Annotated in this window: 24 protein-coding genes, 3 tRNA genes and 3 pseudogenes; 16 read left to right on the plus strand and 14 right to left on the minus strand. The window is 70.1% G+C overall.

Going from position 1 to position 25,458, the window contains the following annotated elements:
* The first annotated feature begins 32 nt into the window (after positions 1 to 32).
* The 4 genes from Pflav_RS24650 to Pflav_RS24665 all read left to right on the plus strand — a co-directional run bounded on the left by Pflav_RS24650 (position 33) and on the right by Pflav_RS24665 (position 4,654).
* Positions 33 to 1,115, plus strand: a complete 1,083-nt coding sequence (locus tag Pflav_RS24650; protein WP_173038578.1) for an AAA family ATPase — start codon at positions 33 to 35, stop codon at positions 1,113 to 1,115.
* Between the two features lie 104 nt (positions 1,116 to 1,219).
* Positions 1,220 to 2,731 carry a CpaF family protein gene (locus tag Pflav_RS24655; protein ID WP_232071870.1) on the plus strand — a complete coding sequence of 504 codons (1,512 nt, stop codon included), beginning with the start codon at positions 1,220 to 1,222 and terminating at the stop codon, positions 2,729 to 2,731.
* A complete protein-coding gene (locus tag Pflav_RS24660; RefSeq protein WP_173038581.1) occupies positions 2,731 to 3,717 on the plus strand; it encodes a type II secretion system F family protein in 987 nt (328 codons plus the stop codon). The genes Pflav_RS24655 and Pflav_RS24660 overlap by 1 nt, the downstream gene beginning before the upstream one ends.
* A gap of 1 nt (position 3,718) precedes the next feature.
* Complete coding sequence (locus Pflav_RS24665; RefSeq protein WP_173038583.1) at positions 3,719 to 4,654, plus strand: type II secretion system F family protein; 936 nt, start codon at positions 3,719 to 3,721, stop codon at positions 4,652 to 4,654.
* A 350-nt stretch (positions 4,655 to 5,004) separates the two neighbouring features.
* Here the strand turns inward: Pflav_RS24665 and Pflav_RS24670 are convergent, their stop codons facing one another.
* The 3 genes and pseudogenes from Pflav_RS24670 to Pflav_RS24675 form a co-directional block, all read right to left on the minus strand.
* A complete protein-coding gene (locus Pflav_RS24670; protein ID WP_173032642.1) occupies positions 5,005 to 5,238 on the minus strand; it encodes a hypothetical protein in 234 nt (77 codons plus the stop codon).
* Between the two features lie 9 nt (positions 5,239 to 5,247).
* Positions 5,248 to 5,430 (minus strand): annotated as a pseudogene (locus Pflav_RS48940) (serine/threonine-protein kinase); the annotation flags it as partial.
* A 71-nt stretch (positions 5,431 to 5,501) separates the two neighbouring features.
* Positions 5,502 to 6,191: pseudogene (locus Pflav_RS24675) on the minus strand (serine/threonine-protein kinase); the annotation flags it as partial.
* On the opposite strand from Pflav_RS24675, the gene Pflav_RS24680 reads away from it, so the two are divergent.
* Both Pflav_RS24680 and Pflav_RS24685 read left to right on the plus strand, forming a co-directional pair.
* Positions 6,123 to 6,509 (plus strand): hypothetical protein, encoded by a 387-nt coding sequence (locus Pflav_RS24680; RefSeq protein WP_173038587.1) that lies wholly within the window; start codon positions 6,123 to 6,125, stop codon positions 6,507 to 6,509. The pseudogene Pflav_RS24675 and the gene Pflav_RS24680 sit on opposite strands and share 69 nt — an antisense overlap.
* A gap of 53 nt (positions 6,510 to 6,562) precedes the next feature.
* A complete protein-coding gene (locus Pflav_RS24685; RefSeq protein ID WP_173038589.1) occupies positions 6,563 to 6,799 on the plus strand; it encodes a hypothetical protein in 237 nt (78 codons plus the stop codon).
* 126 nt (positions 6,800 to 6,925) lie between these two features.
* On the opposite strand, the gene Pflav_RS24690 is transcribed toward Pflav_RS24685, so the two are convergent.
* On the minus strand, positions 6,926 to 7,936 hold the full coding sequence (locus Pflav_RS24690; protein WP_173038591.1) for a hypothetical protein: 1,011 nt from the start codon (positions 7,934 to 7,936) through the stop codon (positions 6,926 to 6,928).
* 67 nt (positions 7,937 to 8,003) lie between these two features.
* Between Pflav_RS24690 and Pflav_RS24695 the strand changes: the two genes are divergently transcribed.
* From Pflav_RS24695 to Pflav_RS24710, 4 genes are all read left to right on the plus strand, one after another.
* Positions 8,004 to 8,591, plus strand: coding sequence for a TetR/AcrR family transcriptional regulator (locus Pflav_RS24695; protein ID WP_173038593.1), 588 nt, complete (start codon positions 8,004 to 8,006; stop codon positions 8,589 to 8,591).
* A gap of 246 nt (positions 8,592 to 8,837) precedes the next feature.
* Positions 8,838 to 9,608 carry a hypothetical protein gene (locus Pflav_RS24700; protein ID WP_232071872.1) on the plus strand — a complete coding sequence of 257 codons (771 nt, stop codon included), beginning with the start codon at positions 8,838 to 8,840 and terminating at the stop codon, positions 9,606 to 9,608.
* Complete coding sequence (locus tag Pflav_RS24705) at positions 9,605 to 10,408, plus strand: hypothetical protein (protein WP_173038597.1); 804 nt, start codon at positions 9,605 to 9,607, stop codon at positions 10,406 to 10,408. Before Pflav_RS24700 ends, Pflav_RS24705 begins: the two co-directional genes overlap by 4 nt.
* Positions 10,409 to 10,427: 19 nt before the next feature.
* Positions 10,428 to 11,207 (plus strand): hypothetical protein, encoded by a 780-nt coding sequence (locus Pflav_RS24710; protein ID WP_173038599.1) that lies wholly within the window; start codon positions 10,428 to 10,430, stop codon positions 11,205 to 11,207.
* Positions 11,208 to 11,861: 654 nt separating this feature from the next.
* Here Pflav_RS24710 and Pflav_RS24715 read toward each other — a convergent pair.
* The gene (locus Pflav_RS24715; protein ID WP_173038601.1) at positions 11,862 to 12,551 is read right to left on the minus strand and encodes a hypothetical protein; all 690 of its coding nucleotides are present in this window, start codon (positions 12,549 to 12,551) and stop codon (positions 11,862 to 11,864) included.
* A gap of 884 nt (positions 12,552 to 13,435) precedes the next feature.
* Here Pflav_RS24715 and Pflav_RS24720 point away from each other — a divergent pair.
* The 3 genes and pseudogenes from Pflav_RS24720 to Pflav_RS24730 all read left to right on the plus strand — a co-directional run.
* Positions 13,436 to 13,921 carry a hypothetical protein gene (locus Pflav_RS24720; RefSeq protein ID WP_232071873.1) on the plus strand — a complete coding sequence of 162 codons (486 nt, stop codon included), beginning with the start codon at positions 13,436 to 13,438 and terminating at the stop codon, positions 13,919 to 13,921.
* A 47-nt stretch (positions 13,922 to 13,968) separates the two neighbouring features.
* Positions 13,969 to 15,831, plus strand: a complete 1,863-nt coding sequence (locus Pflav_RS24725; RefSeq protein WP_173038603.1) for a tetratricopeptide repeat protein — start codon at positions 13,969 to 13,971, stop codon at positions 15,829 to 15,831.
* A gap of 589 nt (positions 15,832 to 16,420) precedes the next feature.
* Positions 16,421 to 17,056 (plus strand): annotated as a pseudogene (locus Pflav_RS24730) (LacI family DNA-binding transcriptional regulator); the annotation flags it as partial.
* Between the two features lie 105 nt (positions 17,057 to 17,161).
* On the opposite strand, the gene Pflav_RS24735 reads toward Pflav_RS24730, so the two are convergent.
* The 6 genes from Pflav_RS24735 to Pflav_RS24760 form a co-directional block, all read right to left on the minus strand.
* Positions 17,162 to 17,236, minus strand: a tRNA-Val gene (locus tag Pflav_RS24735).
* Between the two features lie 12 nt (positions 17,237 to 17,248).
* Positions 17,249 to 17,319, minus strand: a tRNA-Cys gene (locus Pflav_RS24740).
* 37 nt (positions 17,320 to 17,356) lie between these two features.
* Positions 17,357 to 17,429 (minus strand) — tRNA-Gly (locus Pflav_RS24745).
* Between the two features lie 143 nt (positions 17,430 to 17,572).
* On the minus strand, positions 17,573 to 18,328 hold the full coding sequence (locus tag Pflav_RS24750; RefSeq protein ID WP_197938738.1) for a class I SAM-dependent methyltransferase: 756 nt from the start codon (positions 18,326 to 18,328) through the stop codon (positions 17,573 to 17,575).
* A gap of 100 nt (positions 18,329 to 18,428) precedes the next feature.
* Positions 18,429 to 18,659, minus strand: a complete 231-nt coding sequence (locus Pflav_RS24755; RefSeq protein ID WP_173038608.1) for a hypothetical protein — start codon at positions 18,657 to 18,659, stop codon at positions 18,429 to 18,431.
* A gap of 76 nt (positions 18,660 to 18,735) precedes the next feature.
* Positions 18,736 to 19,260, minus strand: coding sequence for a GNAT family N-acetyltransferase (locus tag Pflav_RS24760; RefSeq protein WP_173038610.1), 525 nt, complete (start codon positions 19,258 to 19,260; stop codon positions 18,736 to 18,738).
* Between the two features lie 100 nt (positions 19,261 to 19,360).
* Between Pflav_RS24760 and Pflav_RS42945 the strand changes: the two genes are divergently transcribed.
* From Pflav_RS42945 to Pflav_RS24775, 3 genes are all read left to right on the plus strand, one after another.
* Positions 19,361 to 20,314: a RidA family protein gene (locus tag Pflav_RS42945; protein ID WP_232071876.1), complete on the plus strand. Its 954-nt coding sequence runs from the start codon at positions 19,361 to 19,363 to the stop codon at positions 20,312 to 20,314.
* A gap of 100 nt (positions 20,315 to 20,414) precedes the next feature.
* Positions 20,415 to 21,806: a cellulase family glycosylhydrolase gene (locus Pflav_RS24770; protein ID WP_173038612.1), complete on the plus strand. Its 1,392-nt coding sequence runs from the start codon at positions 20,415 to 20,417 to the stop codon at positions 21,804 to 21,806.
* A gap of 155 nt (positions 21,807 to 21,961) precedes the next feature.
* Positions 21,962 to 22,432, plus strand: coding sequence for a calcium-binding protein (locus Pflav_RS24775; protein WP_232071877.1), 471 nt, complete (start codon positions 21,962 to 21,964; stop codon positions 22,430 to 22,432).
* A 64-nt stretch (positions 22,433 to 22,496) separates the two neighbouring features.
* On the opposite strand, the gene Pflav_RS24780 is transcribed toward Pflav_RS24775, so the two are convergent.
* The 3 genes from Pflav_RS24780 to Pflav_RS24790 are packed head-to-tail and all read right to left on the minus strand — an operon-like array spanning position 22,497 to position 25,397.
* Positions 22,497 to 22,649: a hypothetical protein gene (locus Pflav_RS24780; RefSeq protein WP_173038616.1), complete on the minus strand. Its 153-nt coding sequence runs from the start codon at positions 22,647 to 22,649 to the stop codon at positions 22,497 to 22,499.
* Positions 22,642 to 23,871: a lanthionine synthetase LanC family protein gene (locus Pflav_RS24785; protein ID WP_173038617.1), complete on the minus strand. Its 1,230-nt coding sequence runs from the start codon at positions 23,869 to 23,871 to the stop codon at positions 22,642 to 22,644. Before Pflav_RS24785 ends, Pflav_RS24780 begins: the two co-directional genes overlap by 8 nt.
* Positions 23,872 to 23,882: 11 nt before the next feature.
* The gene (locus Pflav_RS24790) at positions 23,883 to 25,397 is read right to left on the minus strand and encodes a class III lanthionine synthetase LanKC N-terminal domain-containing protein (RefSeq protein ID WP_173038618.1); all 1,515 of its coding nucleotides are present in this window, start codon (positions 25,395 to 25,397) and stop codon (positions 23,883 to 23,885) included.
* Positions 25,398 to 25,458: the final 61 nt, after the last annotated feature.

Genomic DNA, 25,458 nt, shown 5'->3' on the forward strand with positions numbered 1-25,458 from the left:
CTACCGCACCACCCGCTGCTGGGGAGGCTGACATGACCATTCTCTACGAGCCCTCACGCCAGGCCGCGCAGTACTTCGCGATGCTGATCGGCGGCGACGTACGTACGGCCGGCCAGCTCGCGGAGCTCGAGGCGATCCTGGAGGAGGATCCTCAGGAGCAGCTCGTACTTTTCGGACCAAACACCCCGGTCATCGAGGCGGTGAGCCTGGCGGCCCGGCAGCGACTCGCCCGTCCGACGCTCGGCGTGGTGTTACTGAGGCACCATCTCGAGGTCGACGTGCTCGCCGAGGCCATCCGGTCGGGTGTGCGCGAGGTCGCCAACGTCAACGACCCACCCAGCATCCTTGCCGCCTGCGCCCGCTCCCAGGACCTGTCCCGGCGGTTGCAGGGCGGGGCCAACGGCCGGGCCGGGACCGCCGAGGCGTCGGACTTCGTCGATGGCAAGGTGGTCACCGTCTACGCCGCCAAGGGCGGCTCGGGGAAGACGATGCTCGCCACCAACCTCGCGATAGCGCTGGCAGCGGGTGAGAAGCGGGTCTGCCTGATCGACCTCGACCTGACTCTGGGCGATGTCGCGATCATGCTTCAGCTCGCCCCCGAGCGCACCATCGCCGACGCGGTCCCGGTCGCGGACCGGATCGACGAGACCGGCCTGCGGACCATGGTGACCAACTACTGCCCAGGGGTGGACGTGTTGCTCGCGCCGGTCCTCCCGACGGTGGCGGCGCAGATCAGCCGGGACCTGGTCACCGAAATCCTCTACCTGGCCCGGTCGATGTACGACTACGTGGTGGTGGACGGGCCGGCGGTCTTCAACGACCACGTGCTGGCCGCCCTGGACTCGTCCCACCGGTACATCCTCGTCGCCGCGCCGTCGGTCACCGCGATGAAGAACCTGCGCATCCTGCTGGACACTTTCGACGTCCTCGACTATCGAAAGGAAAACGCCCTCGTTGTGATCAACCGGGCGGACCCGCGGCTCGGGCTCACGCCGGCCGACATCGAGCGGGTCCTGCGGATGCCGATCACGGCGCAGATCCCGGCCAGTCGCGACGTGGCGATCGGCATCAACCGGGGATGCCCATCGTGCTGGAGCAGCCGACCCACCCGGTAAGCGAGGCGATCCGGGAATTGGCGACGCAGCGGATCGGCGCCGATCTCACGACGCCCCGCGGCCTTAAGGCAATGCTGTCTCGTCGGGGAAGGCGGTAACTGGCGGTGGCTGAAGGCAACGGAGGAAACGGTCGCGCGGGCTACCACGCCCCGGACGAGATCCCGCGGGCCGGGACCGGCTACTCCGCGGCCGAGTTGCTGGCGCTCAAGGAAGACTCGCCCTATCCGGTCACGGCCATCCCGGTCACGGCGGTGCCGACGACCGCGTTCCCGACCACCAGCGCGGCCCCGCCGACGTCGGTGCCATCGGGTTTCGGGCGGCGCAACGCCCGCCACGCGTACGATCCGCTGGCCGACGTGCGGCGCCGAGCCCACGACGCGCTGCTCGAACAGCTCGGCCCGCAGATGTACGAGAGCGGCAACGACGAGGAGGAGCTCGAGCGCCGGGTACGCGAGGTACTGCCGGGCCTGCTGGCCAAAGAGGAGCAGCTGACGGCCGCGGACCGCGGCCAGGCATTCCGGCAGATTCTCGACGAGATCGTCGGGCACGGGCCGATCGAGCCGCTGCTCCGCGACGCGGACGTCACCGAGGTCATGGTGAACGCCTGGGACCGCATCTACGTCGAGCGGTTTGGTCGCATCCAGTCGGTCGAGGCCGCGTTCCTGGACGAGGCGCACCTCCGCCGGGTCATCGACAAAATCGTGTCCCGGGTGGGCCGGCGGATCGACGAGGCCAGCCCGATGGTCGACGCCCGGCTGCCCGATGGCAGCCGCATCAACGCGGTGATCCCGCCCGTCAGTTTGGACGGCGCCGCGCTGACGATCCGCAAGTTCGCCGCCAACCCATACAAGATCGATGACCTGGTGGCCTTCGGCACCCTCAACCAGCAGGTCGCGACGGTGCTCGCCGCGTGTGTGCAGGGGCGCCTCGACGTGCTCGTCAGCGGCGGCACCGGCACGGGCAAGACGACGATGCTCAACGTGCTCTCCCAGATGCTGCCGGTCCACGAGCGCATCATCACCATCGAGGACGCGGCGGAGTTGCGGCTCGGGCAGGACCACGTTGTACGCATGGAGTACCGGCCGCCCAACGTCGAGGGTCGTGGCGAGGTGACCATCCGCGACCTCGTCCGCAACGCCCTGCGAATGCGCCCGGACCGCATCGTCATCGGTGAGGTACGCGATGGCGCAGCACTGGACATGCTCCAGGCCATGAACACCGGCCACGACGGCTCGCTGACCACCATCCACGCCAACTCGCCCCGGGACTCGCTCTCCCGGCTCGAGACCATGGTGCTGATGTCCGGGATGGATCTGCCCGTGCGGGCCATCCGCGAGCAGGTCGCGTCCGCGATCGACCTGATCGTCCACCTCACCCGGCTCCGGGACGGCACCCGGAGGATCACCCAGATCACCGAGGTGGTCGGCATGACGGGCGACGTGGTCGAACTGCGGGACCTCTACCTGTTCGACTACAAGTCCGGCACCGACCGGTACGGGCGCTTCCAGGGTGAGCTGATCGCGACGGGCACGCGGCCGGCCTTCCTCGAATCGCTCACCGACCAGGGCGTCGCGCTGTCGCCAGAGCTGTTCGAGATGCCGGCGAGGACCGACTAGTGAACGTTCCGGAGTCCGCGCTCTACCTCGCCATGGCCGGCACGGTCTTCCTGGCATTGCTGCTCGTCGCTGTCCTGATCATCGCCCCCACGCTGCGGCTCACTCAGAAGCGCCGCCGGCTTCAGCAGATCGAGCGGTACCGCATCGAGCAGGTCCGGACCCAGGTGGCCGCGGCGTCCTCGCCAGGGGGCCCGCTCACCCGCGGCGCATTGGCGGCCACCGAGCGGATGATGCGGTCCGGCGGTCTGGAGGAGCGGTTCGCGCGCCAACTCGACCGAGCCGGAATGACATTGCGACCGCATGAGTGGGTGCTGCTCCGGATCGCCGTCGCGGTCGGCCTGACCGTGCTGCTCACGCTCGCGTTCGGCCCGGTCGGGCTGCCGTTCGGGCTCTTCTTCGGCTGGGCGATCACCGCGACCTATCACCGCAGGCGGGCCCGGCTGAAGTCCGAGCGGTTCGCCAGTCAGTTGCCCGAGGCGCTCCAGATGGTAATCGGCTCCCTGCGCGCGGGCTTCTCGCTGCCGCAGGCCATCGACGCGATGGTGCGGGAAGCGGGCGAACCGATGACCACCGAGTTCCGCCGGGCGGTGGCCGAGACCCGGCTCGGCATGTCGCTGGACGATGCGCTGGACCGGCTGGCGGTACGGGTGGACAACCCCGACCTCTCCTGGGCGGTCATGGCCATCCGGGTGCAGCGTGAGGTGGGCGGCAGCCTGGCGGAGGTACTGAGCACCACGGTTGAGACCATCCGCGAACGGGAGCGGTTGCGCGGGCACGTCCGGGCGCTGTCCGCCGAGGGGCGGATGTCCGCATGGATCCTCGTGTCCCTGCCAATCCTCGCCGCGGCCTTCATGTTCACGTTCCGCCAGGAGTATGTCAGCCCGCTGATCCACGACCCGCGCGGCGTCCTCATGCTGATGGTCGGGGCGACGCTGGTGTGCCTGGGCGGGTTCTGGCTCTCCCGTGTGGTGAAGGTGGAGGTCTGACGTGGATCCACTCCTCGCCGCCGGGCTCGGCGCCTTCTTCCTCGCGCTGGCTGTCGCGTCCCTCACGGTGGCGTTTGGCGCCTCCAGACGTCCCGGTGTGGCGCAGGCGCTGGTCGACATCGACCGGGTCTACGCGCCGGGCGCGCAGGCCGGCGCCCCGCTCCTCGGTGACCGCGCCCTGCGGCCGGTGGTCCGCGCGCTGACCGGGCTTGGGCGCAGGCTGACACCGAAGAGCGCGGCGGCCTGGATGCACAAAGGACTCGACCTCGCCGGCAACCCGGCCGGATGGTCGCCCGAGCGCATCTTCGAAATGCAGGGGCTCGGCTTCGTCACGCTCGGCTTCCTAGGTGGGCTCGCGGGGCTTGTGCTCGGCGCGATGGGCGTCGTCGGGCTGGTACCTGGCGCGGTCGTCGGGGTCCTTGCCGGGGCGCTGATCGGTTTGCTGTTGCCGTACGTCGTGGTGTTCGACCTCGGTCAGCGCCGCCAGCAGAAGGTGCGCGATCTGCTACCGGACGCCCTCGACATGCTCACCCTCTCCGTCGAGGCCGGGCTCAATTTCGACGCCGCACTCGCGCACGTCGCTACCGGCACCCGCGGCCCGCTGTCGCGCGAGATCTCCCGTGCCCTGCACGAGATGCAGATGGGCAAGCAGCGCTCCGAGGCGCTGCGGGCGCTGGCCGATCGGACGACCGTCCGCGAGCTGCGTACGGTGGCCATCGCCGTGGTGCAGGCCACCGAGCTCGGAGTGCCGATATCCAGCGTGCTTCGCGAGCAGGCGAACGAGATGCGCGTGCGCCGGCGTCAGCGGGCCGAGGAGCAGGCGCGCAAGGTGCCGGTCAAGGTGCTGTTCCCGCTGATCTTCTGCCTCTTCCCGGCACTCTTCATCGTCGTGATCGGGCCGGGGATACTCCGCATCATGGACACCCTCGTGCGCTGAGCCGCCGGATCGGTGGCTTCAGCGCCGCCGGCGCGACCCGCCGGACGATCCGCCCGAGGGGGATGACGGTTTTCCGGATGTCGGCAAGCTCGGCCACTCGGTCGAGCCACCGTGTGGCATGAGCGAGGAAGCCTGTGGCGGCACCTGACGGGCCGGCGGGGCCGAACGGGCGCTGTAGCGTGAGGCGAGGCGCGCCGCGCGTGCGGACCGCGCTCCCCGCAGCGCCGACACCGGCCAGGCGCCGACCACCGACGACAGACCCGTCGGGTGGCCCTCGGCGGCGCGCAGCGCCTCGAGGTGGGCGGCCATGGCGGGGTTCCGCTCGGCCTCACCGGTCGGGATGGCCACCATCAGGCCGGTGTACCCCCGGCCGGCGAGACCGGGGCGGCATGTACGGGAACCCAGGTCACCTGCCGGTCCACCGAGGCGACCCCGGACGCCGGACCGGGCGAGCGGAGCCACCAGGTCAGTTCGTCCGGATCGAGTGACGCCAGCGCCGGAAGGTCGGCGAGACCCGACTCGACATCGGCCAGCCGCTTGCCGACCGCCGTCGCGGTCGGCCGGTCCGCAGGATCCAGGGCCATGCAGCCCTCGATCAACGGCCAGAGCAGCGACGGCAGGCCCGGCGGTGGCACCGGGAAGCAGCTCTCGTGCCGGGCGAGCACGTCGAAGAGGCTTCCGCCCCGGTACGGGCTGCGCCCGCAAAGCAGTTCGAAGAGGACGATGCCGAGGGCGTACACGTCGGCCGCCGGGGTGGGCAGCTCTCCGGCGACCACCTCAGGGGCGACGTACTCGGGGTGGCCTGGACGACTGCGGCTTCTCCCTCGGCGCCAGCTGGGTCGTCAACGGCCACGGCGGCCGCGATGCGCCGGGCGGTACCGAAGTCGGCCAGTCGCACGAGACCCTCGCCAGCCGAAAAGAGCAGGTTGGCCGGCTTGACGTCGCCATGCACGACGCCCTGCCGATGCAAGTAGGCGAGCGCGCCAGCCACCTGGGCCACGATGTCCACAGCGGCCGCCGGCGCCAGCGGCCCGTCCCGGCGTACCCGCCGACGCAGGTCTTCCCCGTCGACCAGATCCATCACCAGGGCATGCTGCGTGTCCTGCGGAACGAAGTTTCGTGACCGGATCACCGACGGGTGGTCCAGCTCGGCGAGGATCTCCGCCTCGGCGAGGAACGCGTCGACCAGGTCCGGCTGCTCAGCCGCCGTCGTGTGCAGGATTTTGACCGCCACGACATCGCCGGTGGCCAGGTCCTCCGCCCGCCACACGGCACCGATCGCCCCCGGGCGATCTCGGTCAGAAACCGGTATCGCCCGTCCAACAGCCTGTCCACGATCCCCCAAAACCCTCCCTGTCCAGCATAGGAGCGGGCCGCGGACTATCGAATCCTGCTGGCGGGTATCAGATACCGGATCGGCCGGACTCAAGGCTGGTGCCTGAGCTGTCTCACGCGCGAGGATCGCACCATGTGGGTCAGTGACTGGGGCGAAACGGCTGACGAGCCGCCAACCCCCGAGCAGATGGAGCAGTGGCACCGGCGGATGTCCCCACCAGACAACGAGTTTCCGGCCAGCGTCGGCCTTGCCATCCTGCTCGGACGCAGCGAAGACGCGGCGGTCGGGATCACTCAGGTCGAGGCGTTCTCGACCGGCTTTCGGTTCACGCTGGCCGTCCGGCTGCGCCAGGTACCACCAGCACTCACCCACCGTGGGCTGTTCACGCTCATCGGCTCCCACACCCACCAGGCATCGACATCCCGCTGGAGGACCGCCTGCTGCTCGGCATCGAGTACCCCGACGGCCACCGAGCCTCCACACTGCACGACACCCGAATGCGCGCCCCGAGCGCGGTAGACGCAACACAGCTCGCCCTAGTCCAGCAAGGCGGAGGCGGCGGCGAACGCAGCGTGGACCTGACCTACTGGGTGACGCCGCTACCGCCCTCCGAGGGAACGGTGTCCTTCGTCCTGGCCTGGCCGCGCTTCGGAATGCCCGAGTCCCGCACGAACATCGACGGCGGCGCCATCTGCGCCGCGGGCGCGCGCAGCCACATTCTCTGGCCACCACACCTGGCGACCGAACCCCAACAGCCGCCAGCCCCGCCCCGTCCATCCTCCGGCTGGTTCGCCGAGCCGCCCAGCTAACTCGGCCCTGTGCAGGTCACCGTCGTCTGAATCGGGCTGCGCAACATCCGGCGGGACCCGCGGGTCGTGTCGTCCTTTAAGAGATCCCTGCCGGTGGGCGCCGAGGGCGGGGCCGAAGTCGCGCGACTACTTCGCGAGGGTCTGAGTGCGCGTGCGGCCGTATTCGGCCAGGGCGTGGAACGCGGCCTTCGGTGTCCACGAGCCGTCCGGGAGCACCCGCACGATTCCGCGCGCGGCCAGGTCGTAGTCGTGTTCCGGGTCGCCGGTGGTCGGTAGGTGCCGGTTCGCGAACGTGTATACGAACGCCGCCTCCACCCCGCCGGCCTCGTAGTCGCGCAGCAGGTCCAGGACGTAGCGGGCCTGGCCCTCCTCGTCACGCTCCAGCTCCGCGGTGAGCTTCGCGGCGCGGCCGTGCTCGTCGTACGTCACAGGCTCCGCCCCTCCCGCGACGTCGGCCGCGCCGCGGAACGTGCAGCAGCCGAACTCGGTCGCGGCGTACGGCTTGCCCTGCCCCACGGCCGCCGCCAGGGTTTGCGGGAACGCCGTGGCGTTTGTCGCGTCGCGGTAGCCGGCGTCGCTGGCGATGATGTCGAACATTGCCCAGTCGACGTCCTCCAGCGGGATCGAGGCGTAGCCGACGGGGCCGCCGAACCGCTCCCGCACTGCGGGGACCACCTCAGCGAGGAAGTCGCGCACCGCGGCGCGCGCGGCCGGGACCGCCTCCCGCATCCGCATCGGATCGGTGAGCAGGGCCATGCGCTCGGCCAGGTCACGGCCGGGCAGGAAGCCGTCGGTGAAGATGGAGATCTCGGAGCCCGTGAGGTACACGACCGAGGCCCCGCTGCGCCGCAGCCGCTCGGCCCGCTCGGCGCCGTCGAGCACGAACGCCATGAGCCCATCGCGGTCGAGGCCATTGGTGAACGGGCAGTACCACACCTCGAGCCCAGCCTCGGCGGCGAATCGCGCGGCCAGCTCCAGCCGGTCCTGGACACCGCCGGTGATGCGCACCGCGTCGCAGTGCAACTCCTCACGGATGATGCGCAGGTCGCGCCGCACGGCGTCGGGGTCGAACGGCTCGTGGGTCGTGGAACCAGCGCTCACGAAGCCGGTGTCGTAGTTCATGCCGAAGACGCGCATCGGGAGTTCTCCTCGCTCGTAAGGTACGTCGCGTACCCTATAGGGTACGTCCAGTACCCTGCAAGACATGAGCACGAGGCGCCGGGGCGAGGAACTGGAACAGGCGATCCTGCACGCGGCGGCGGAGGAGCTGCGCGAGTCCGGCTACGCGGAGATGACCATGGACCGGGTCGCCGCCCGGGCCGGGACCAACAAGAACGCCATCTACCGCCGGTGGCCGCATCGGGCGGCGCTGGGCATCGCGGCGTACCGCCACCTCTCCGACGCCGTGATGCCGAACCCCGACACGGGCACCCTGCGGGGCGACGCGCTCGAGATGCTGCGGCAGGCGAACCAGACGTGGTCCTCGCCGCACGGAACCGTCCTACGCGACCTGCTGGCCGCCGCCGCGGACGACCCCACGCTGCTCGACCTCATACGTGAACGGTCCGGCGCGGACACTATGGACCGTGCCTGGCTGACCATGCTCGAACGCGCCGTAGCACGCGGCGAGGCACCCCCGACGGCCGTCCATCCGCGCGTCGCGACCACGCCGATAATGCTGCTACGAGCCGAGTACGCGATGCGCGGCTTCCCCTCGGTCCCCGACGAGGTACTCGTCGAGATCATCGACGAGGTCTTCCTGCCGCTCGTACGCGGCCGCGCCCATCCGTGACCGTCACAGCAGTTCGCCGTCCTCCCCGACCGGTGCCGTCGCTCCCGCGCGGCCTCACCCGTCCGCCGTTGGTCACGCGCGTCCCGCCGCCCCGCACACCGTCCTTATTGGACAGTGCGCTATCGCGCAACATTGGTTACGGGAAGGTCACGGCGGCGCTCGCGCAGGTCAGGCGTTGTTTGCATTGATCCGACTCGACGATCAGGAGTCGAAGAGGGAGGTCCAGTGCGCAAGAGACTGAGAATGGTGAGCGCGACCGCCGCGGTCAGTATGGCGCTCACGGTGGGCGCGGTGGCGCCGGCGAGACCGGCGCAGGCGGCGATCACCGGCTGGTTCAGCGCCGTCATCAGCGCGGTGGTGACGCTCGCGTCGAGGGGCGGCAGCGGTTGGGACCCGCAGCTCGAAGCGGCCAAGCAGCAGATCATATCCGCCGTGGAGAGCTCCAAGCAGGAGATCCTCAACCACATCGACGCGATCGCCGCGGCCGATGTGGAGGCCTGCACCCAGGCCGCCGTCACCAAGGTGGCGCAGATCGACAGCATGCCGGGCAGCCTGCTCGGGCCGTTCGTGAACGGGGCGGTCGACTGCGCGGCCCTCTCCAGTTCCTACTTCAACGCCGTGCAGGATCCCTGGGCGGCGGACAACATCGGCAAGCTGATGGGCGTCATCTACTCGATCGCGATGCTCGGCTTCGCCAAGTACAACCTCTCCACCAGGACGCTGCTCGACAACCTCATCCGCGGCTACCAGGCGGTCCAGGTCAAGATGAGGCCGTCGAACTGCGGCATGGGGAACGCGTATCCAGGCAACGACATCCCCCCGCGCCCAGGCGAACCCATGTACTGGATCGTGTGGTGCGACGCGTACAACGGAGACCTCGGCAACGCGACGGTGATCTCGTACTATCCGCAGCAGCCGGTCACCGACGCCGCATTCGACGAGGCCGCTCTGCAGGCCGGGCGGAACACGTCCTACGCGATCGCCGTCAACGCCCTCCCGACGCTGCGCGCGGCGTGATGATGAGGAGGACGCTGCGTGGCCTCGCCGCCGCGGCGCTGTCCCTGTCCCTGCTGCTGTTCGGGACCGCGACACCGGTGAAGGCGGCGGACAACGCGAACTACTGGCCGTACATCAGCCTGCTCATGAGCGCCTTCGACAAGGGGCGGGACGGCCTCACCCCGACCGAGGCGGCCGCGCTGATCCAGGAGATCGTCGGCGCGGTCGACGGGTCCAAGGTGGACCTGCTCGACCGCCTGGACAGTCAGGTGACCAACGAGCTGAAGGGCAAGGCCGAAGCCGCGCTGACAAAGGTCGAGCTGCTGCGGGTGCCGTGGCTGGCCGGCGCTGCCATCAACAGCATGCACGACGCGGCGTTCGCGGCGAAGGCGCACATCGCCACGGTCAGCGGCAACGACGCCGCGCTGGACACGGTGGGCCGCGCGATGATCGCGCTGTTCACCGAGCTCAACACAGCGTATGTCACGGTCGACGCGGACGAGGGCACGAACATCGCGCCAGGGCCGCGGCGCTACTTCCGGCAGGGCCTGGAGCAGCTCATCCAGGCGATGACACCCTCCTGTGAGTACACCGGCATGCCGAACGCCGGCGTGATCTCGTACGTCTGCGAGTACGACGGCCGGACGGTACGGGCGGTGTACATGGCGACCACCAACACGTACACAGTGGACGGTGGAGCGCCGCTTTCAGGGCGGATCGACGCGGCGTTCGTCCACGACTTTCTGATGGCCGGCACCGCGCGGGAGCTCGCCAAGCGGGCACTGGAAGTGCTGGTCCGCGAGGGCGTCACCCTGCCATAGTCCCCGGAGGAGTGTGCACATGAGACACAGACTCGCCACCGGCCTGGTCGCCGCCGTCGCCGCCGTCGTCATCACGGTCAGCGGCACGGCGCGGCCCGCGAAGGCGGCGTGGCTGGACTGGGCCGCCGTCGTGGTATCGGTGGTACAGAGCCTCAACACCGGTGGGGGCGGTGGCGGCCTCGCACAGGCTACCCAGCAGATCATCGCCGCGGTGGAGAGCTCCAAGCAGGAGATCCTCAACCACATCGACACGATCGCCGCCGCCGATGTGGAGGCCTGCACGGAGGCCGCCGTAACGAAGATCGCCCAGATCGACAGCATGCCCGGCAGCCTGCTGGGCCCGTTCGTCAACGGGGCGGTCGACTGCGCGGCCCTCTCCAAGTCGTACTTCAACGCCGTCCAGAGCCTCCCCGCCGCAGACACCATCGGCAAGCTGATGGGCGTCATCTACTCGATCGCCATGGTCGGCTTCGCCAAGTACGGCCTCTCCACCACCGCGCTGCTGGACGGGCTGATCGCCGGCTACCAGTCGGTCGTCACCAAGCTCGCCCCCACATGCGGCGACTCGACAATCAGGGAGTACGACTCGATGGGCCGCCTGGTCACCGTCGAGATCACCAACACCTGCGTCGCGTACAACGGCGACCGCGCCAGCCAGACCGAGTTGTACTACCTCGGCAGGCTGCGTGGCCCCGCGATCGACCGCGCCCAGGTCAGCAAGGACGCCACCCGCAACACCAGCCGCTGGGTAGCCCAGAACGCCCTTCCCGGCCTCCAGTCGGCCCGCGCCGGCATGTAGTCCCCGCACCAGACGGCCCGCCCCGCCCCCAACGCGGCGGGCCGTCGCCGCGCCGCCCCTGTGATCAAAGACCCGTACATGGCCTGAGGCTGCAACGCGGTCCTCGCCCGGACACGGGGGGGTTAGGAAGGCAAACGGTGCGCCTGGACGGCGTCGAACCCGCGTCTGCCTCCGCGCTTCGGGGCGCGTCTACCCCGCGTTCGAGTGGGCGATACTGGGTTTGAACCAGTGACCTCTTCCGTTTCAATAATGTCAAGTTCGATCCGCCACGTGCACCGATGGCTATACAGCCTGGTCACGCTGTTGGTAGCTATTGGTCTGGCGATGGCCAGGAGAGCGGTTCGCCACAAGATCGTCTTCCAGATTTCTCCCCACCCGCTAGCGGCTGGGTGTTGGTGGTCGGCTGGGGCTTCCCGTCGCGCAGGCTTCGCCCTGCCGGGCCGCGCCCGCCTGGTCCAGGTGGAGCGGCCCACCGGACGAACGACCTGGACCAGGCGGGCGCAGTCTGGCTGCCTGTGGTGTGCGGCGGGCGAGCGGTGCGGCTGGGCATCCCGGAGCAGCCCGGGTCCAGGGCGGGCAGCCCTGGCCGCCGGAGGCCGGCCCTGGGGCGTAGGGCCGGAGGCCCTACCCGCCGGAGGCGTTGACCCCTGCGAGCTAAACCCGGTACCACCACGACAGGCGCGGATGCCTACGAGCCTCGACTCGGGTGAGCACTGCCTGCCTAACGTCATACGCAAGCTTCTCAGCAAATCGCTGGACGGCCTCGTTAACGATCCGCCGCGCATCCTCACGTGCATCGTTCTCTGTCGCACGCAGCGCTTCTATCTGCTGCTCAAGGGCGATCCGTTGGACCCTGGCGGGATCCTGCGACTCGGAGGCGGGGAACAGCACCTCGGCTTGGGCACGTTGATGCTCCCCAACAAGGGCTGCACGCTCGCGAGTTGCCTGGTTGCGGCGTTTGGTTGCCTGGCGGTAATCCTCGCCCAAGCCGACGACTTCGATGGCATCTATCGGCGCGGTCAGTCCCATGGCATGCTCCCAAAACGGAAGCGAAGCGGCCAAAAGGTCAAGCCGAAGCCGGTACCGTGCCAACGATCTGCTGGGCCGCCGGTACATGTCGGACACCTTCTCGATATCGTCGAGGTCCTTTGCCGGCTCACGCAGAATCTCCAGCTCGAAGACTCTGCGGCGTTCATCGGTGATGGCCGTGTGTGCCGACCTCTGCGCCCGTCGCGCCAGGAGAAGCGCTACGACGGCAACTACGAGCCCTCCCGTACCGACCACCAGGTTGATGTAGTCGAGCCAATCTTTGGCAACATCGACTTCGGGAACGGAAGCCAGCACGTCCTGAGGGTAAGCGATGGGTGCACCGCCGAAGCCGCTCGCGCCCCGGTTGATGGTGACCGCCCGTCCGACGGCTGACTCCCCTACTGCGTGTACCAGCCTATGTTCCCGGCCTGCAGTTGGGCCGGGGTACAGGCGTGAGCGCCTGAGCCCCTCGTAGCTGCTGCCGGCTCGCGCCGGGAGCGAAGCGGCAAGGCGCGACCGGCCGGCAGAGGTGCGCGGAAGCGGCCCGTAGGGCCGCCTTGAAGACGTACAGAAAAATTCTCACCGGCAAGAAGCCCGACAAAGAAGCCCGACAAGGACGCTGGGCAGGAGCAGCCTCCAGAATGCTTGTCATCCGGGGCCCCACTGGGGCCGCTATCGGTGCATAAGGATTCTCTATACGTCTTCAAGGCGGGCCGCAAGCGGCCCGCACGCGTAATCCGCTCGGTCGGTCGGCCGCGCCTAACGCCTCCGGCGACGGCGCGGACCGACAGCGGCACGCGCGACCAGCGCCAGATACACGAAGCCCCGAGCGCTCCGGGATTCCGGAACGGTCGGGGCTTCGGTACGTGGGGGCACGGCCGGTCGACGCACGCCCCGGCTTCCATCAGGCGCCTGGCGCCATTTAGCCGGAACGAGCATGGCCTCCGGCGGCCCTGCCGGAGGCGGCCTACGGCAGGGCGAAAACCCTATGCCTCCGGCGGGTGCTCTGGGAAGCTCCCCGCCGCGCGCCGGAGGCAATCAGACCGGCTGGGCAAGCCCGCGCGACGGGAAGCCTCACCTTTCCCCTTTGTCAACAACACGACGCTCAAGCGTGGCCCTGCTGCCTGACCAGCGGCGGCCTGCAGCACCGTACCCCGGATGGGTGACTGCCCCGGCTGTTGTAGCGGGGTGCAGCCGCGATGACGCTGCTACCCTGCGTGGTGCGTCCAACCTGGACGGTGATCAACATAGTGGTCGGAAAGGGTATCGGGATGGGAGTGGAACTGATCGTGGCGGCGTTGGCGGCCGGCGCCAGCGCCGGGGTGGCCGGGACCGCGACCCAGGCGATCACCGACACCTACGGGCTGCTCAAACAGCTGCTCAAACGCCGATTCGGCGGGAGGGAGCAGGCTCGGGAGGCGTTGGAGGCGCAGGAGACTGAGCCAGGAGTGTGGCAGACCCGGATCGGCGACGACCTACGCCAGAGCGGCGCGGCCGAGGATGAGCAGATCCTGGCTGCCGCCCGCGAGCTGATCGCCCTGGCTGATCCGAAGACGGCGGCCATGTTTCACATCGGCACGGTCCACGGCGCGGCCGGTCAGTTCTATGCGCCGGTCACAATCGACCAGCGCACCCAGGGGCCAGGGGCAGGGGCGCTCCCCCCGGCGTCGCCGGCAGCCGGCTAGCGGCCTCGGCTGCCGGACCCCCTCACGGAGGGGCGGATTTCGGCCAGGTGACCGGTCCTGCCGGCATCTTCAACGCACCGGTCAACGTCGGCGGTGCCGGCCGGCCGGTCGTTTCCTTCCCACACCAGGTGGGGGCGGTGCCGCGTCTGGCACACGGCCGCCAGCCACGCCCCGCCGATGGGCTGCTGGCCACCGCGGTCGGCGGTGGGGGTACGACGGTGGTGTGTCAGGTGCTAGCCGGTATGGGTGGGGTCGGGAAGACCCAGTTGGCCGCGAACCTGGCCACCCAGCTGTGGCAGACCGGGCAACTCGATCTGTTGGTGTGGGTCACCGCCAGCAGCCGCACGACCATCCTGGACACCTACTCGCGTGCCGCCGCCGACCTGACCGGTGTCGAGGACCAGGACCCGCAGCACGCCGCCGACCGGCTCCGCGCCTGGCTCGCCGCCACCGGACGGCGGTGGCTGGTCGTGCTGGACGACATCACCCACCCCACCGACCTGACCGGGTTGTGGCCGCCGGACACCGCCACCGGCCGCACCGTGGCCACCACCCGCCGCCGAGACACCGCCCTACTGGCCGGCCGGCGGCTGATCGACGTGGGGGTGTTCACCACCGCCGAGGCACACGCCTACCTGATCGGGCAACTCGGCGACACCAACAACCGCCTCGATGAGGCCGACGAACTGGCCGGCGACCTGGGGTATCTGCCGATTGCGTTGGCGCAGGCCGCCGCCTACATCCTGGACCGGGACCTGACCTGCGCCGCCTATCGAACCCGACTGCACCGCCGCCGCCTCGACCGGCTACACCCCGACACCCTGCCCGACGAACAACAGCAGACAGTCACCGAAACCTGGGCACTATCTATCATCCAGGCAGACGCCGCCACCGACCACCTCGCCGGCCAGATCCTGCGGCTGGCCGCACTGCTGGACGCCAACGGCATCCCAACCGACCTATTCACCACCACTGCCGCCCTCGACTACTACCGGCACACGCTCGGCCCAGACGTCGACGCCGACGCCGCCGCCGACGCCACCCGCGCGTTGTACCGGCTCGGCCTCGCCGACGCCACCCGCGACCCCGACACCGGCATCACCCTGGTCCGGGTACACGCCCTGGTCCAACGCGTCGTCACCGAAGCCACCCCCGACGACCAGCGGCAAGCCTTTGCCCACGCCGCCGCCGACGCGATCATGGAGCTGTGGCCGGACATCGAACACGACAGCCTCACCGCCCGACTCGGCCGGCTCCTACGCACCAATACCACCGCCCTGACGGTCGCCGTCGGCGACCACCTGTGGCACAGCTGTCAAGGCGAGCTAGACGCCCACGTCCTGCTTTACCGCGCGGGCGATAGCCAGGGTGAGATCGGCCAGGTCGTCGCCGCCCGCAACCACTACCAGCAATTGGCCGCCGACGCAGCGCAGATCCTCGGCCCGGACCACCCCGACACGCTACGCATCCGCCACAACCTCGCCTACTGGCGGGGGAAAGCGGGGGACGCGGCCGGCGCTGTCCAGGCATTCGAGGAGGTGCTCGCCGACCAGCTGCGGCTTGTCAGCCCGGACCACCCCGACACGCTGACCACCCGCAGCAACCTCGCCTACTGGCGGGGGGAGGCGGGCGACGCGGCCGGCGCTGCCGAGGCGTTCGAGGAGATGCTCGCCGACCGGCTGCGGGTGCTCGGCTCGGACCATCCAGACACGCTACGCACCCGCCACAACATTGCCGGCTGGCGAGCGGAGGCGGGGGACGCGGCCGGCGCCGTCCAGGCATTCGAGGAGGTGCTCGCCGGCCGGCTGCGGGTGCTCGGCTCGGACCATCCAGACACGCTACGCACCCGCCACAACATTGCTGCCTGGCGGGGGAGGCGGGGGACGCGGCCGGCGCTGCCGAGGCGTTAGATGAGGTGCTCGCCGACCGGCTGCGGGTGCTCGGCCCGGACCACCCCGACACGCTGACCACCCGCAACAGCCTCGCCTACTGGCGGGGAAAGCGGGGGACGCGGCCGGCGCCGTCCAGGCGTTCGAGGAGGTGCTCGCCGACCAGCTGCGGGTGCTCGGCCCGGACCACCCCCACACGCTGACCACCCGCGACAATCTCGCCTACTGGCGGGGCCCAAGTTGACGCGGAAACACGAGGGACCGCCGCCACCTGACCCAGACCCGACGGTCCCTGCCGAACGTCGGCAGATGTGCCAGATATGCGCCAGATCAGCCGGCCGACAACGGGCAATGGCAGGTGGCTACGGGTGTCTGCCCGCCGGCTACCTGAGGTCAAGAAATGGCAGCGAGCCGCCGTCGCACATAGACCGTACTGGGAGTGTGGGAGTCAGGACTCACCGCAGCGTGCTCGGCAAATGCCAGCGAGCCGTGCCGAAATATGTGCCGAACCTCGGGTGGCCGACTCCCGATAGCACGACTGTTTGCACAGGTCGGCGACGCTAGACGGCTCCCGTCGGAGCCGAGCCCTCCGGAGCGGGAACTGACGATCAACGACGCGGCGCGCCAGGTCGGCCCGAAGCTGGCTGACGTCGCTCGCCGTGCTGGCGTGTCGGTAGGCACCGTTTCCGGCGTCCTGAACCAGCGATCCACGGTGGCCGAGCCGACCCGCGATCGGGTGCAGGCGGCGATCGCGGACCTCGGCTACGTCCGGGGCGCCGTGACCGGCACGCTTGCGCCGCATTGGCACCGGAACGGCTTCGCGACCTGGCTGTTTCAGCCAGCGGCGAGCGGCTGGTATCCGGACAAGGCACCCCGCAAGGCGCGACCGGTGCCGGTGCTGGCCGAGCCGTGGCCCGGCGTCCCGGTCCGGGGCCGCAACGCGACTGGGCGGGCTGATGCCTGCTGGCTGCCGGTCGCACCTCGCCTGACACCGCACGGGCTGCGTCACACGTACAAGACGCTCATGGTCGAGCTGGGCACGCCTGCCACCTTGATGGACGCGCAGATGGGCCATGAGGACGGCGCGGTTCAGGCACGGTACGCGCACATCACGCCAGCCATGACCGAACGACTCCTCGACGGACTGACGGAGCTGTGGTCAGCCGCGCTGGGAAAACGGCGCGGCCTCAGCCCCGGGTCGCCGGTCGCGGTCCTTGACCGCCTATTGCGGGAGGACGCGCCATGAGGCGAGACGCAAGATCGTCTCCCAAGTTTCTCCCAGCGGGGGTCTCCCACGAAGAAAGGCCGGCTCCTCGTTCTGAGGAAACCGGCCTTGACCTGCGCTTTTATGTGGTGGGCGATACTGGGTTTGAACCAGTGACCTCTTCCGTGTCAAGGAAGCGCGCTCCCACTGCGCCAATCGCCCGTATGTGGTGCGAGGTGGAGACGGGATTTGAACCCGTGTACACGGCTTTGCAGGCCGTTGCCTCGCCTCTCGGCCACTCCACCGAGGTGACCCCCGACGTGTTGTCGCGGCCTCACTCCGAGCGGACGACGGGACTCGAACCCGCGACCCTCACCTTGGCAAGGTGATGCGCTACCAACTGCGCTACGTCCGCACTGCCAGCCAGAATGTTTTCCGGGCGACGGATGAGAACTTTAGCCGAGTCCCGAAGCAACTGCCAACTCGGTTCCGCCTCGGCGCGTCGCGGGTGACCGCGGCCGCCCACCCGCTACCGACTGGCGCCAGCGGGTCTCGTGATCAGGACGGACGTGTGCCCAGCGCGTACCGAAAGGCGTTTACCAGGCAGTATCGACCGTCCTCGGTACGGTACCGCCTCGCGGCGGCCAGCACCACGGGCGCTTTTGCGGCGACCGTCTCCTCGTCCTCGCCCAGTAGTACGCCGCGGACCAGCGTGTCGTCGTCGGCGGCGTGCCACGGCAGCTCCACCAGGCCCGCCGCGACCACCTGTAGCCCACCCTCGCCGAGCAGGCGTTCCAGGCCGCCGGGGTGACGTAGCTCGCCGTCGGGCTGGGGTTCCTCCCCGTCGGCGCGGGCCACCGCCTCCTCGATCGCGTTCAGGTCGTTCTGGGCGGCTTCCGCCCAGTTTGCGACTGCCACATGGCCCGCCAGTGTTGTGACGCGGACCATCTCGGCAAGCGCGTCCAGGGTGTCCTCGGCGAAGTGCAGCGCGTTGACCGACACCGCAATGTCGAAATGGCCGTCCGGCCACGGCAGGCCTTCGGCGTCGCCCAGGCGGACGTCGGCGGCGGGGAGTCTTGCGCGGGCCAGCTCGACCATGGCGGGGGCCGGGTCGATACCGGCGGTGGTGAGGCCACGGGCGGCGGCGTACGCGAGGAGGTCTCCAGCGCCGCACCCGACGTCGAGCAGCCGCGTGCCGGGTCTGGCACCGCTCAGGTCGAGGATCGCGCGCCAGGCGGGCTCAGGGTAGGCACCCCAGTACCGCGCCCAGCCTTCGGCGACCGCGGACCAGCGTTGCGGGTCGGCTCCATCCACGGCCCCAAGCCTGCCAGCGGTTGTCAGAAATCCAAGCAGCGAGCACTGGCCCGCCGGCGGCATGGGCCGGCGGGCCCGCCCCGCGTGGGCATGGCTGGTCTCAGCCCAGTCGCGAGCGGAGCAGCTGCTTGCCCTGCTCGGCACCCTTCCGGCTCTCGCCCTGCGCGCGCCGGAAGAAGTCGGCGAGCTGGCTGTCGCCATCGCGCTCGGCATCCTGGATGTACACCTCCAGGCGCAGCGCATTGCGCAGGCACGCCTCGGTGAACCCGATGATGTTGTAGTCCTTGTCCTTCGTGCCGGTAATCTGGCCGGTCTCCTGCATCATCGTCATGCCTACGGCCTACCCATGACGGCCCGATCCATGCGCCAGACGCCGCCGATGGGCACCGCGCACGCCCGGCAGGTAGTCAGATGTCGTCGAAGGGTGCGGCGTACGCGAACGGGCCGCGCAACTCCGGGCGGTACGCGCTCAACGGCCGCGCCTGGAAGTGCGCTCCCCACTCCTCCACCGGCGGCGTGATACCGAGCTCGCTGGCCAGCTGGAAGCCGAAGCGCGGGTAGTACCAGGTGTGACCCAGGAGCACCACGACCGGCTCGTCCAGCGCGTCGGCGGCGCCGAGCACGGCGTGCATCAGCGCGGAGCCGACGCCCCGCCGCTGCCAGGCGGGCGCTACACCGAGCGGGCCGAGGCCGAGCGCCACCGGCTCGCCCGCGATGCGGGCGCGGGTGCAGACCACGTGCCCGACGACCTCGCCGTCCGCGCCGGCACAGACCAGCGACAGCGCGGGCAGCCAGGCGTCGCTCGCACGCAGCGCGTCGACCAGGCCGGCTTCCACGGGTACCCGATCGGGAGCAGCGGGATCGGCGAAGGCCGCGGTGTGGACGGCCCGGACCGCGGCGGCGTCCTCGGGGGTTTCGCGTCGGATGAGCATCCGGGTCACCGTAGCCGGGCGTCCGACCCTCGGCAGCCGGGTTTTCGCCGGCCCAAATAAAGATCAGGCATGGGCCGGTACCGGCTATAAGATCGCGGCCGTGCGACCTGTGACTGACGAACTGCTTCTCGGTATCGCCGGCGTCGCCGCGACGGTGATCGGTCTCTTCTTGGTGGGCGTGCTGTTCTTCGTGGAGGGTGGCATGCGCGGGCCGGCTCGGGAGGGCCGAGCCGAGCTGTGGCGGTACATGCGCTCGGGTACCCGGATTGTCATGCTCCTCTTCGCGATGGCCCTGCTGCTCTCGCTCGCGCTGGTCGCGCTGGAGCTGCCGTGGGCGCGGGCGCTCTTCGTGGTGCTGAGCGCGGTGCTCGTGGTGGCCAATGTGGAGACCGCCCTCAAGGTGCGGGCCACGCTGGTCACCCAATCGCGCACGCTGCTGCTCAACGAGATTGCCGGTACCGTCGGCGTGGTCGCGATTGTCGCGCTGCCGTGGATCCTGGGCGGCCTGCGACCGAACCGCGAAGACCTCACGCTGGCGGCACTCATCGCGCTGGCGACGGCGTTCACGAGCGTGGGCGCGATCGCACTGTCCACTTTCGACATCGCCCGATTGGACGCCGTGCCATCGGGCGGCGGCCGTGCCCCGCAGCGGGCAGGGACCGAGGCGCTCACCGAGGTGCGGCTGCTGCGCCCGGCCGGCGGGATCTACCCGGCGACCGACGACTACGCGCACGGTGTGGAGATCCGCAACCCGCAGCGCCTCGTCTTCGTCGCCGGCACGATGGGCCTGGATTCGGCCGGCGCGGCCGGTGCCTCACTGGAGGAGCAGCTGAGGCTCGTCTGGGACAACGTCCGCGCGGTCCTCGCGGCCGCGGGCATGACGCTGGACAACGTGGTACGGGTGACGAGCTACCTGCGCGACGTCGACTACGCGGAGGAGAACGCCAAGGCCCGCGTCGCCGCCCTCGGCCGCGCGGTGCCGACCACCGCGATCGTCACGCAGACCCTCGCCGAGGACTGGCTCGTCGAGATCGAGGTCATCGCCGCAGGCTGAGAGGCTGCCACCGCAGCCCGATTATTACAGGTTCTTGACATAGTTAGTCAACCTTACTTACCGTTCTTCATCGACACCCCTCATATCGATGGAGGAGACTATGGCGAGGGTGCGAATCCTGTTGGCCACGCTGGCGGCTTTGGCCGTGGGCGCCGCCGGCATCGTGTTGGCCGGTCCGGCGCAGGCCGCCGCCGTGACGGCTACGTTCAGCAAGGTGCAGGACTGGGGATCCGGCTACGAAGGCAAGATGACCATCACGAACGGCACCGGCGCCACGCTCACGGGATGGACGGTCGCCTTCGACCTGCCGGCCGGCACGAGCGTCGGCAGCTACTGGGACGCGCTGCTGACCAGTTCGGGCGGCCGGCACTCGTTCCGCAACCGGGAGTACAACGGCACGCTTGCCGCCGGGGCGAGCACCACGTTCGGCTTCATCGGCAACGGCTCGGGCGTTCCGGCCGGCTGCACGATCAACGGCTCGGCGTGTGGCGGTGGGCCAGGGCCTTCTACGCCCCCGCCGTCGTCACCCCCGCCTTCCTCACCGCCGCCGACGTCGCCTCCCCCTGGCTCCGGGACGCCGGTGGCGAACAACGGCCAGCTCAGGGTGTGCGGCACCAAGCTCTGCAACCAGCAGGGTCGCCCGGTGCAGCTGCGCGGGATGAGCACCCACGGCATCCAGTGGTTCCCGAACTGCTACAACAACGCGGCCTTCGACGCGCTGGCCACCGACTGGCGGGCCGACGTGGTGCGGATCAGCATGTACGTGCAGGAGGGCGGCTACGAGACCAACCCGCGCCTCTTCACCGACCGGGTGCACAGCTACATCGAGCAGGTCAGCGCCCGCGGCATGTACGTCATCGTGGACTGGCACATGCTCGACCCGGGCGACCCCAACTACAACCTGTCGCGCGCCCGCACCTTCTTCACCGAGATCGCCCAGCGGCACGCCGGCAAGCCCAACATCATCTACGAGGTCGCCAACGAGCCGAGCGGCGTGAGCTGGTCGAGCATCAAGTCGTACGCCGAGCAGATCGTCCCGGTGATCCGCGCCCAGGACCCGGACGGCGTGGTGCTTGTCGGCACGCGGGCCTGGTCGTCACTCGGCGTTTCCGAGGGTGCGAACGAGAACGAGGTCGTCAACAACCAGGTCAACGCCACGAACATCATGTACACGTTCCACTTCTACGCCGCCTCGCACGGACAGTCCTATCTGGACACGCTGTCGCGCGCGGCCGACCGCATCCCGATGTTCGTGACCGAGTTCGGCACCCAGACCTCCAGCGGCGACGGGGCCAATGACTTCAACCGTGCCCAGCAGTACCTGAACCTGATGGCCACCAAGCAGATCAGCTGGGTCAACTGGAACTTCTCCGACGACTCCCGGAGCGGCGCCGTCTTCACGACCGGCACCTGCCCGAACGGCCCGTACGCCGGCACGAGCCGCCTCAAGCCGGCCGGCTCCTGGATCCGCGACCGGATCCGCAACCGCTAACTCTCTTGGCGAAACGAGCGGGCGGGGCCTCGCGGCCTCGCCCGCCCGCCATGCTGACGCCGTGATGACGTGCCGGTGGGACGCTGCGGCACGGGTCGCTGTCTGGCGGCTGGAGCAGCAGGAAGGGACCGATCATGAAGGCACGAGCAATGGTCGTGGCCGCTGTCACCGTGGCGGCGGCGCTGCTGGCGCCCGTAGGCGGGCCGGCGCAGGCGGCAATCGTCCAGTGCGACATCGTGGGGGACGTCATCGAAGGCGGACCGGGCGACGACATACTTTTCGGAACGCCCAGGGCCGATGTGATTCGCGGCCTTGGCGGCAACGACGAAATCCACGGTGGCGGCGGCAGCGACACGATCTACGGCGGAGATGGCGTGGACTCGCTATTCGGCGACGACTGTGCCGACACGTTGCACGGTAACGAGGATGGCGATCTGTTGGCCGGGATCGACGGCGACGACACGCTGCTCGGAAATCGGGGCGATGACTACCTGATCGGCGGGAACGGCACGAACGACGTCGACGGCGGAGTGGGTACCGATGAGTGCTCCGACCTCACCTCAACCACCTCGTTGGACATCATCTACATCGTCGGCGGCGGATGGGACACCCCGTACGCCTGCTGACCGCCGCTCAGCGGCCCGGTGGTGGCCGGCGGTGGCCACTCAGGAGTGGCCACCGCCGAGCAGGTCACCACGCGCAGGTCGGGGCCGTGTTGTAGGTGAGCTGGTCGTTGCAGGTCCCGGTGATGAGGCAGGACAGCGGGCCGCAGTCCCTCGGCTTGAGCGCGTGATCCTCCGTCGTCTCCTCGGGCAGCATCTCCAGTGCGGCGATGTCAGACATCGGTACTCCCATCGTTGGTTGCTTGTGGACTGAGAGATCGGTCGGATGGAACGGACGGCCACGCCGGCAGCCATGGGTTGGCACCGCCGTGCCGCAGCCTGAGGAGGAAGTCCAGGACGCCGGCCGAGCCGTGTCCGTAGTCGAACCCGGTGTCCGGCGCGCGGACAAGCTCCACCCCGTCCACCACGTGGCGCTGGGCGTGGATGACGGCCGCGATCTCCTCGGCCTGGACGCGGTACCGCTGCTCCCCCGTGAGCTCGGCCAGGTCCAGCAGAAACTGCCCGTCGCCGGCCAGGCCGCAACATGCGCTCAGCGAGGCACCCCACATGTCCTGGCGCACCGCGACGGCGGCCCCCTCGGCGAGATCCGCGAAGCGCCGCTCGCCGGTCGCGGACCAGAGTCGGGCCAGGAAGATGCCGATGCCCGCCGAACCGCCGCACCAGTGGCCGATCGAGCTCGCCGGTACCCGCGCGTGGGTGCCGCCGGCGCCGGCGGGCCAGCGGGCCGCCGTACCGTCGAAGCGGGCCGCCCTGGCGAGGGTGTCCCCCGCGCCGGCCGCCGCCGCGAGAAACCGCCCGTCCGGGTCCGCCCGCGCCACCGCCAGCAGGAACGCGCCCACGCCGGCCACGCCGTGCGCGAAGCCGTACACGTCGATCCCGGCGAGCACGGAGTCGGCCCGCGGCGAGGTCGGCCAGTACCAGTCCGGGCCGTCGCGCCGGGCGGCGGCGACCACTTCCTCGGCATACACCCGGGCCCGGCGCAGCAGGATGGGGTCGCCGCTGGCCTGCCACAGGTGCAGGTGCGCGAGGCCGGCGCCGGCGAGGCCGTGCGTGACGTCCGGGCTCGGCCCGCGCAGCGGCAGCCGCCGGGCGAGCGCGACCGCACGGGCGGTGGTGAGCTCGTCGCCAAGCAGGCTGGCCGCGTCGTGCAGTGCCCAGGCCGTACCGGCACGGCCGAAGCAGAGGCCGGGCAGCAGCCGGGGTGCGGCGTACAGCCGCTCGTCGATCCACGCCACCGCATGTTTCACCGTGTCGCGAAGTTCCGCCGGCTCGTCGACGACGCGGGCCGCACGCGCCAGGGTCGCCAGCACTCCAGCGGCTCCGTACCAGGCGGCGCAGTCGTCGCTGTCGCCCGCCTCGCTGCGCCGGCGCCACAGTACGGGGACGTCCGGCGTCATGCCGGCGCACAGGTCGGCGAGACCGTCCGCGAGCAGCCGATCCAACTCCCCTGGTGTCACCCGAGCCCCGGCGCCGTCGTACCCGATCCCGCCCGCGGCGCGCGGGAGTCCATGCCTTCGAGGTACTCCTGGGCGCGCGGCAGTGACCAGCGGTGCTCCGGCTCCGCCGCGGCGAGGCCGGCGATGAGTGGGATGAAAGCGTCGAGCACCGGGTGGTCGGCGGCGATCCGGGCCAGCACCTGCTCCAGGTCGGCATCGCTCGGCGGCGCCGCGGGCTGACCGGACACCCAGGCGGCCGGCAGCGCCGTGAGAGCGCAGAAGAGCGTCACGCCGAGGCTGTAGAGATCGGCCTGCGGGGCCGCGGTCAAGCGGCGTCCCTGCCGGCCGGCCGCCCACACCTCGGGTGCGAGGAAGCCGGGCGTACCGGCCGCTCGGCACTGCTCGCCGGCCGCGGCCACGAACTCGGCGTCGATAAGCTTGACCGCTCCGGCTGTACCGACCATCACGTTGCCGGGCTTGAAGTCGCGGATCACGAGCCCGGCACTGTGCACTATGGACACAAGGTCTACGAGCCGGCCGGCCATCGCCATCGCATCGGGCGGCGCGGGCGTACCGCCGTCGGCCAGGTCGCGGATCCATCCGCTCAGCGGCGTGCCCGGCAGCTCCTCCTCGGCCAGGAAGAGATCGTCCTGCTCGGTGAAGAGCGCGACCACGGCCGGCGCGACGCCGAGCGGGGTTAGCAAATCCAGCATGCGGGCCTCGGTACGCAGGAGGTCCCGCACGTCCGAACCGTCCAAAGTGGAACCGACATGGGCGCGCGCCTGCTTGACCACGACCCGCGCGCCGTCCCGTTCGTCCAGTGCCCGGTACACGCCGCCCTTGTTCGCGTGCCGGATGGCGCCACGCACGCGGAACCGCCCGCCCAGCAGCACTGACTCCGGCGCGGCGGCAGCCGCCACCGCCGGGCCGGGAAACGGCGAGCCCGCCCAGTCCGGCGGCGAGAACCACGGCCGCCGCTCGTCCTCGATCTGCGTGCCGTCCGGGCCGGCCATCCGGGTCCGGAAGGTGCCGTCGTCGGTGAACACCCGTACCGCGACGAACTCGCCGTAGCGGAAATGCACGAGGCTTCCGGGCTCGAACTGCCGGTCGGACAGGATCCGCGGGCCGGGCAGCCCGTCCGTCGCGCGGTGCAGGTCTGCCGCCACCGCCCGGAACTGCGCGTCGTCGCGCGGGTAGCAGGTGATGAACTTCCCCGCCGCGGCACGGTCGTACCGGCCGTCGACGAGCGCGGCCACGCGGGCGATGTCGGTACCGAACTTGAACGCGCATCCGTGGCCCACCAGCAATTCGGCCGAGCGGGCAAGCACCAGCGGCGCGGACAGTGGCGTCGCCGCGACGTGCAGCTTCCAGCCGTGCGGGCGTGCCACGGTGGACGGTGGCCGCACCCGGCACCACTCCGGAGCCGGTTCGACCGTCCATCCCGGACGCTCGTGCCGGGCCAGCACCGCGTGTACCAGGTCGACCAGGAGGTGGGCGTCCGCCGCACTCCCGGGCCGTTCGGTGCTGTCCATGCCACCGAGCCTGACCACGCCGTGTGGTGGCCAGCTTGGTAGCGATCCTTCGGAAATCTTG

Source organism: Phytohabitans flavus, from assembly GCF_011764545.1.
Lineage (GTDB): Bacteria > Actinomycetota > Actinomycetes > Mycobacteriales > Micromonosporaceae > Phytohabitans > Phytohabitans flavus.